The organism is Roseateles sp. P2_H4 (assembly GCF_056403315.1).
The window spans coordinates 74,412-81,384 of record NZ_JBFUFR010000031.1 but is presented as its reverse complement, the minus strand read 5'-3'; the positions used below and the strand labels follow the sequence as shown (position 1 = coordinate 81,384).

Sequence of the window (6,973 nt, the reverse complement as noted above, 5' to 3'; positions counted from 1 at the left end):
CTTCATCATCCTGCACTACAAGCAGACGCAGCGTGACGACAGCGAGTTCTGGCGCTACTGCGCGGCCATGCCCATCCCGGACACGCTGGCGCACCAGATCGAAACCTTTCGCCGCAACGGTCGTGTCGTCATCCTGGACCGCGACAGCTTCGGCGAGGACTCGTGGTACTCGCTCTACCTCGGCCTGGGCCTGAAGCCGGAGGGGCTGGACCCACTGTTGAAGCAGGTGGACGAGCCGACGCTGCGCGCGCACTTCGAGCGGCTGCGCAAGGCTGTCTCGCTGACGGTTGAAGGCATGCCCGACCACGCGGCCTATCTCGGCCACCTGGTGAGTAATTGAGCCCCTCGTCCAGTCTCGCGCCGCTGAACGTGCGCGCGCCTGCTCGGTTCCCGCGGGATGCCGATGCTCGCGGCATTGAGCCGCGAGCACATCGCCAGACGAACCGGCTTGGGACGGCTCGGCGCTCGGCCCGAAGATCCCTGGCCCTTTTCGCGTTGATTGAGGACGGCCCATCTGGTGAGCCATTGAGCGTGGACAGTGGGAGGCATAGACCCAATGACTGGGGCTCAAGGAGCCGGACATGCGCGCGCGAGAACTCAAGAAGCTGCTGGCCGAGGCGGCAAAGCTGACGCCAGCTCAGAAGCGGGTATTGATGCAAGCGCTGCTGGTTGCGGACGACGCAGCGTGGTTCCGCGCTCTGAACCGGTCAGCTCAGACTCCCGGCAAACCCGCGCCGCTCCTCACGATGCCGTCGGTGCATGACGTCGTCACGAAGCAACGCGCAAAGAGTCAAAAAGAAAGGGCACCGCTTGCGGTGCCCTTTTGCTTGTTGATCAGTGAACGCCCTGGCTCGGCCTGATTCACGTCGTCCCTAGGGGGATACGGCTCGAGTTGTCCACGCCTAGACTGCCTCGGCGGTTGCGTGTGCCGTCGGTAGAAGCGGGAGACCTTCATGATCGAGACGATCCAACTGCGTCCGCTGTTTTCGCTGGCCGCCCTCTGTGCAGGCTTGTTGGCCGGCGCGCCAGCCCATGCCACCGGGCAGATCGGCGGCGTCATCGCTACCTCGTTCGCGGAGGCCTTCGGTGCCTGCAACAAATCAACGCTGGTGCCGCTGGACACCTACCAAGACACTTTTGCGCTCAGTGTGACGGCGCCCTGCGCGGCAGGCTCCGCGGGCGGCACGCTGAAGGGAACGGCAGCCTCAGGCTCAACAGGCCTGATGGTGTACGCGACAGGCACCGGTGCCGTTGCGGCCACGGTTTCTCTGATGGACGTCTGGCTCCTGACTCCCCCCGCAGGCACGCTGCCAGGCGACTATCTGATCCCCGTGCACCTGCATGTCGACGGTTTCAGCCGGCGCGACGTCGCAGCATCCGTCCTTTCTCGAATACAGCCTGTCAATGTTGAACCTGTCTGGGGGCGCTGGTCCGCAGCCCACCTTCTCCGCCAACGACAGCGTTACTGCTACCGGTGCCTACGCGAAAACCTTCAACAGCGCACTGAGCGTGCACTACTACGGCCCTGGCGGCGGCTTGCAGACCACCGTCCAAACAGCGGTGCAGATGATGGTCTTCCAGCTTGAGCACGGCACCGTTGATTTCTACAACACCGCCTTTGCGTCGCTGGATCTGCCGGCCGGTTGGACGGCGGTGACGTCGTCCGGCCTGCCGGTGGTGTCGGCGGTGCCCGAGCCGGGCACCGCGATCCTGGCACTGTGCGGCGCGGCCGCGCTCGTCGCCCGCCGTCGCCTGCTGGGCTGAGCCATCGCGGCCTAAAGCGGTGCCGCCGGGCAGCAGTGCCGGATGAAGTCGGCGTGCGCCGGCAGCCTCGTCGTGCGTCGCACTGCGCTCATCACTTCAGCCTGCAACGGCGCGCTCGCGCAGGAAGTCCGCATAGGCCAGCGCGCTGCGCTTGAGGGTGCGCTGCTGGGTCTCGAAGTCCACATGCACGAGGCCGAAGCGGCGCTCGTAGCCGAAGGCCCATTCGAAGTTGTCCATCAACGACCAGATGAAATAGCCGCGCACGTCCACGCCTTTGTCCATGGCTCGCGAGCATGCCGCGAAATGGGCCTTGATATAGGCCTGGCGTTGCAGATCGTCGACCTCGTCGCCGCTGACCGTGTCGTGGCTCGACATGCCGTTTTCGGTGATGTAGAGCGGCGGCAGATTGGCGTAGTCGCGCTTGAAGGCCTCGAACAGATCCTGCAGGCCCTGGGGATAGACCTCCCAATCCATCGTCGTGCGCTCGACCTCGGGGTGGCGCACCCAATCCATCGTGTCCGCTCCCTTGGAGCGCAGCACGGCGCGGCTGTAGTAGTTGATGCCGAGGTAGTCGATGGGGCGCTGGATGATGTCCATGTCGCCGGGCAGCACCAGCGGCTCGCAGCCCTTCCACAGCCGCCACAGGTCGGCCGGGTATTCGCCCTTGAGCAACGGGTCCAGCACCCATCGGTTCTGGTAGGCCTCGAACAGCGAGGCGGCATCGCGGTCCGCGGCCGTGTCGGCGTCGGCATAGCCCGGTGCGCAGTTGGCGACGATGCCGTGCAGGGCCTGCGGCGCGTTGGCGCGCAGCGCCGGCAGGGCCAGGCCGTGGCCGAGCAGCAGATGGTGCATGGCCTGGGCGGCCCAGCGGTTGGATTTGAGGCCGGGCGCGTGGTGGCCGTCGCCATAGCCGAGATAGGCCGAGCACCAGGGCTCGTTGTGCGTCGTCCAGGCGGCCACATCACCGTGGCCGGCCAGCTCGCGGCTCATCAGGTCGGCGTAGTCGGCAAAGCGGTAAGCGGTCTCGCGGTTCAGCCAGCCGCCCTTGTCCTCCAGATGCTGGGGCAGGTCCCAGTGGTAGAGCGTCACGAAGGCCTTGATGCCGCGCTCCGCGAGGCCGTCGAGCAGGCGTTTGTAGAAGGCCATGCCCTTCGCGTTGGGGCGGCCGGTTTCGTCCATCACGCGCGGCCAGGCAATGGAGAAGCGGTAGGCGTCGACACCCAGGCGCTTCAGGATGTCCAGGTCCTGCTCGAAGCGGTGGTAGTGGTCACAGGCGACGGCGCCGTTCTCGCCACGCAGTACCTTGCCGGGCGTCGCGCAGAAGCGGTCCCAGATGGATTCGAGGCGACCGTCCTCATGCGCGGCGCCCTCGATCTGGTAGGACGAGGTGCCGGCGCCGAAGATGAAGCCAGGGCGGCGCATGGCCGAGCCGGGCGGCGGTGCGACGAGGTCGGCCAGGGAGGTGGGGGGCGGGGTCAGGTCCATAGGGGCTCAGGCAGAGGTCGGCAGCGCATGCAGGGCGGTGCGCCAGGGTTGCAGGGCAAGGGGTTCGGCGGGCAGGGGGCCACGCACGCCGCAAATGAAGGAGGCGTAGCGATTCGCCAGGGCCAGCGTGGCGGGCAGGTCGCGCCCGAGGGCAAGGCCGGCCAGCAGCAGCGCGGTGAAGGCGTCGCCGGCGCCGACGGTGTCGACCATGCGTGGCTGGATGACGCCGGCGCCCTGGGCCAGCAGCACGCCGCCCGGTGCGTAGAAGCGCCAGCCGCTGGCGCCGCAGGTCAGCACCAGGCGCTGCAGCGCAAAGCGCGCCATCAGCGCGCCGGCGCGGCCCACGTCATCGGCTGCGGCGCAGTCGAACCAGCCGGCCAACTGCGCCAGTTCCTCGTCATTCACCTTGACCCAGTCGGCCAGCATCAGCGACTCGGCGGCCAGCAGCCGCGTCTGATCGCCGGGTCGCAGGTTCAGGTCGAGAAAGCGCGTGCCCGCAAAGGGCTTGACCAGCGCACGCAGCGAAGCGCGCGAGACGGGCAGGCGCTGCGCGAGGCTGCCGAAGTAGAGCCACGCCGCGGCTGTTTCGGCCAGGTGAGGGCGGGCCGCCTCGGCGTCGATATGGTCCCAGGCGGCGTCGCCATGGATCTCGAAGCGGTGGCCGCCGGGGCCCTCGTGCACGCTGACGCGGCCGGTGGCGTGCTGCAGGTCGCGCTGCACGCCGACGCTGTCCAGGCCATAGCGGCGTGCGCTGTCGAGCACGAGGCGGCCGTTGTCGTCCTCCGCGCCGATGCGGCTGATGAACAAGGCTGGCGCGCCCAGGGCCGCCAGCGAGCGCGCCACATTGAAGGGTGCGCCGCCCGCGACCGGGCCGTCATGGAATTCGTCGACCAGGGCTTCGCCGAGGACGGCGATGGGGCAGGGGGGCATGTCGGCGGTGCTTGGCGCGTGGTTTGGAAATATTCTATGCAACAGCGATTGTTTAGTGAACAATCTCCAACCTAGGTTTTGCCCCCGGTCCAGCGTGTGGCAGGGGCTCCCTGGGCGCCGATGACACAATCGCGCCCGATTCGGGGTGCTAAACAACAGCGGGAGCGCGGGCAATGGCCGACAAGGGAGTGACGATTCGCGAACTGGCCGAGGCCGCGGGCGTGTCCATCGGGACGGTGTCGCGCGCGCTGAAGGGCCAGCCCGGCCTGTCGGAGCAGACCCGCGCCCAGGTGCTCGGCGTGGCCCAGCAAATGGGCTATGACGTGGGCAAGCTGCGCACCGGCAAGCCGCGCCGCATGCTCTTCCTGTACAGCCGCAGCATCGGTTCGCTGGCGAACAACCCCTTCTATTCCTATGTGCTGCACGGTGCCGAGACGGCCTGCCGCGAGGCCGGCGTGCCGCTGAGCATCATGTCGGTGCTGGCGGGCGATGACGTGGCCGGCCAGGTGCGTCGCCACGAGGCCGATGCGCTGCTCGGCGCCGGCTACTTCGACCCCGAGGCCATGGAGGCCATCCGCCGCTGCGAGGTGCCGCTGGTGCTGGTGGACCACTTCTACCCAGGCGTGCGCTGCGTCAACGACGACAACCAGCTCGGCGCCTGGCTGGCAACGCGCCATCTGCTGGAGGGCCAGTCCCAGCGCATCGCCGCCATCTTCGGGCCGCTGGCCCACTACTCCACCTCGCTGCGCGCCAAGGGCTTCCGCCGCGCGCTGTTCGAGGCCGGCCGGCTGTTCGACCCCGACTACGAAGTCACGCTGGACCCGGCGCTGGAATACCGCGATGCCGGTCGCGACGCGATGAGCCGCCTGCTGGCCCTGCCCCAGCCGCCCGATGCCGTCTTCGCCTACAACGACTCGACGGCCATGTTCGCCATCGAGGTCTGCCACGAACGCGGCCTGCGCGTGCCCGAGGACATCCGCTTCATCGGCTACGACGACATCGAGGAGGCCGCCCGCAACAAGCCGCCGCTGTCCACCGTGAAGATGGACAAGGAGGCCCTGGGCAACGTCGCCGCGCGCGCCCTCATCGAGGGCGATATCGCGCCCAGCGACGCGTCGCTGCCGGTCGAACTGGTGGTACGTGAGAGCTCGATGGTCGCGCCTGCGGCGGAGGCCGAGGCTGCGCCAAGGAAAGCCAGGCGCAAGACCGCCACCGCCTAGGTAGTTGCACCGCCTTTCGTTCGACCGATCAACGAACGAAAATAGGACTGTTTACTAAAAATCAGCCGCGTGACCAGCGCGGCGAAGGAGACAGTCTTGATCGCCGATCCCGAAGGGGCTACCATGCCTCCCGTGCAGCGCCCTGCCGCCGCGTCGCCGGCTGCGACGCCGGCACCCGACCGCGTACCTGCGCGGCAGAAGATCGGCTTCGGCCTCGGCTCCTTCCTCGACATGTGGGGCCACTGGCTCTACCAGTCGCTGGTCTTCCACGTCTTCAACATCTTCCTGGGCGTTGCACCGGGGCTGATCTCGATGGCGCTGGGCATCAAGATCGTCGCGGACGCCGTCTCCGACGCGATGTTCGGCTGGATCTCCGACAACACCCGCACCCGCTGGGGGCGCCGGCGGCCCTTCATGCTGGTGGGTGGCGTGCTGGCAGGCATTGGCCTGCCGCTGATGTTCGCCGTCGGCCGTGGCTGGACGGACACCGAGTACTTCATCTTCATCGTCGTCTCGACCTGCCTCTACGCGCCGGTCATGAGCTGCTTCGCCATGCCCTGGAACAGCCTGGGCGCCGAGATGACGCCGGGCTACCACGAGCGCACGCGCGTGATGTCCATCAAGAACGCGATCCAGAAGATCCCCGAGCTGGCGATGTTCGTCGCCGCCCAGTTCACGACGCTCGCCTTCTTCAACGACGCGAGCGGCAAGCCCGACATCCTGTACGGCGCCCAGGTCTATACCGCCATCCTGGGCAGCATCATGGTCGTCGTGTCGGTGCTGATCTTCTCGCTGACGCGTGAGCGCTACTACGAGAGCTTCGTTGCGCAGAGCCGGCAGCGCGTGCCCTTCAAGGACACCCTCTACCGCACGCTGAAGAACCGTCCCTTCCGCCTGATGCTGGGCACCATGCTGACCTACAACATGGCCACGGCCATGGTCGGCCTGCTGGGCTACTACGCCACCGTCTACTACGTCTGCGGCGGCAACCTCGTCGAGGCCACCAAATGGAACTCGCTGATGGGCGTGGCCGGCCTCGTCAGTGGGCTCATCGGCATCACTTTCGCCGGCTGGGTGGCCCGGCGCCGGGGCAAGCGCAATGCGTTGATGACCGTGCTGTGGCTGGGCATTGCCGCTTTTATCGGCGACTGGTTCTTCTACAACCCCAGCCTGCCCTGGCTGCAGCTGTTCGCCAGCGGCGGCGTGGCCTTCATCGGCGCCGGTTTCTGGACGATCTACGGCTCGGCCATGGCCGACGTCATCGACCACGACGAACTCTCGAGCGGCCAGCGCCGCGAGGGTTCGTTTGCGGCCTGCGGCTCGTGGATCTCCAAAGTCGGCCAAGCCCTGGGCAGCAGCGCCTCGGGCTGGGTGCTGATGTTCACCGGCTTCGACGTCAAGCTGCCCGCGCAGGGCGAAGACGCCATCCTGCTGATCCGCCTCTGCCTGTCTGGCATTCCCATCGTGGGCCTGCTGGTCGCTCTGTTCATCGTGTCGCGCTACTTCCTGACGGAGCAGCGCATGCACGAGATTCGCGCCACGCTCGAAGCGCGCCGCGGCACCGTCTGACTATT

At 67.3% G+C, this 6,973-nt stretch carries 7 protein-coding genes and 1 pseudogene; 6 read left to right on the top strand and 2 right to left on the bottom strand.

The window, feature by feature from the left end:
- The 4 genes and pseudogenes from AC1DW3_RS21855 to AC1DW3_RS21840 form a co-directional block, all read left to right on the top strand.
- The coding region (locus tag AC1DW3_RS21855) for a tryptophan 7-halogenase (RefSeq protein WP_477934815.1) at positions 1-340 on the top strand (340 nt) is incomplete at its 5' end.
- 241 nt (positions 341-581) lie between these two features.
- Positions 582-680, top strand: a pseudogene (locus AC1DW3_RS21850) (IS1595-like element ISPels1 family transposase); the annotation flags it as partial.
- A 273-nt stretch (positions 681-953) separates the two neighbouring features.
- Positions 954-1,586 (top strand): hypothetical protein, encoded by a 633-nt coding sequence (locus AC1DW3_RS21845; protein ID WP_477934813.1) that lies wholly within the window; start codon positions 954-956, stop codon positions 1,584-1,586.
- Positions 1,567-1,764, top strand: a complete 198-nt coding sequence (locus tag AC1DW3_RS21840; protein ID WP_477934811.1) for a PEP-CTERM sorting domain-containing protein — start codon at positions 1,567-1,569, stop codon at positions 1,762-1,764. The genes AC1DW3_RS21845 and AC1DW3_RS21840 overlap by 20 nt, the downstream gene beginning before the upstream one ends.
- A 96-nt stretch (positions 1,765-1,860) precedes the next feature.
- On the opposite strand, the gene AC1DW3_RS21835 is transcribed toward AC1DW3_RS21840, so the two are convergent.
- Complete coding sequence (locus tag AC1DW3_RS21835) at positions 1,861-3,249, bottom strand: GH1 family beta-glucosidase (RefSeq protein ID WP_477934809.1); 1,389 nt, start codon at positions 3,247-3,249, stop codon at positions 1,861-1,863.
- A gap of 6 nt (positions 3,250-3,255) precedes the next feature.
- Entirely contained in the window at positions 3,256-4,179 is a 924-nt protein-coding gene (locus tag AC1DW3_RS21830) for a PfkB family carbohydrate kinase (protein ID WP_477934807.1), read from the bottom strand.
- Between the two features lie 173 nt (positions 4,180-4,352).
- Here AC1DW3_RS21830 and AC1DW3_RS21825 point away from each other — a divergent pair, with 173 nt between their 5' ends.
- Both AC1DW3_RS21825 and AC1DW3_RS21820 read left to right on the top strand, forming a co-directional pair.
- Positions 4,353-5,399 carry a LacI family DNA-binding transcriptional regulator gene (locus AC1DW3_RS21825; RefSeq protein ID WP_477934805.1) on the top strand — a complete coding sequence of 349 codons (1,047 nt, stop codon included), beginning with the start codon at positions 4,353-4,355 and terminating at the stop codon, positions 5,397-5,399.
- 123 nt (positions 5,400-5,522) lie between these two features.
- Positions 5,523-6,968: an MFS transporter gene (locus AC1DW3_RS21820; RefSeq protein WP_477934802.1), complete on the top strand. Its 1,446-nt coding sequence runs from the start codon at positions 5,523-5,525 to the stop codon at positions 6,966-6,968.
- The last annotated feature ends 5 nt before the right edge of the window (positions 6,969-6,973 follow it).

What these genes read in the sequence shown, in the direction of transcription:
- AC1DW3_RS21830 (WP_477934807.1), bottom strand. Translation starts at nt 4,179, where the DNA reads ATGCCCCCCTGCCCCATCGCCGTCCTCGGCGAAGCCCTGGTCGACGAA.
- AC1DW3_RS21825 (WP_477934805.1), top strand. Translation starts at nt 4,353, where the DNA reads ATGGCCGACAAGGGAGTGACGATTCGCGAACTGGCCGAGGCCGCGGGC.
- AC1DW3_RS21845 (WP_477934813.1), top strand. Translation starts at nt 954, where the DNA reads ATGATCGAGACGATCCAACTGCGTCCGCTGTTTTCGCTGGCCGCCCTC.
- AC1DW3_RS21835 (WP_477934809.1), bottom strand. Translation starts at nt 3,249, where the DNA reads ATGGACCTGACCCCGCCCCCCACCTCCCTGGCCGACCTCGTCGCACCG.
- AC1DW3_RS21840 (WP_477934811.1), top strand. Translation starts at nt 1,567, where the DNA reads ATGATGGTCTTCCAGCTTGAGCACGGCACCGTTGATTTCTACAACACC.
- AC1DW3_RS21820 (WP_477934802.1), top strand. Translation starts at nt 5,523, where the DNA reads ATGCCTCCCGTGCAGCGCCCTGCCGCCGCGTCGCCGGCTGCGACGCCG.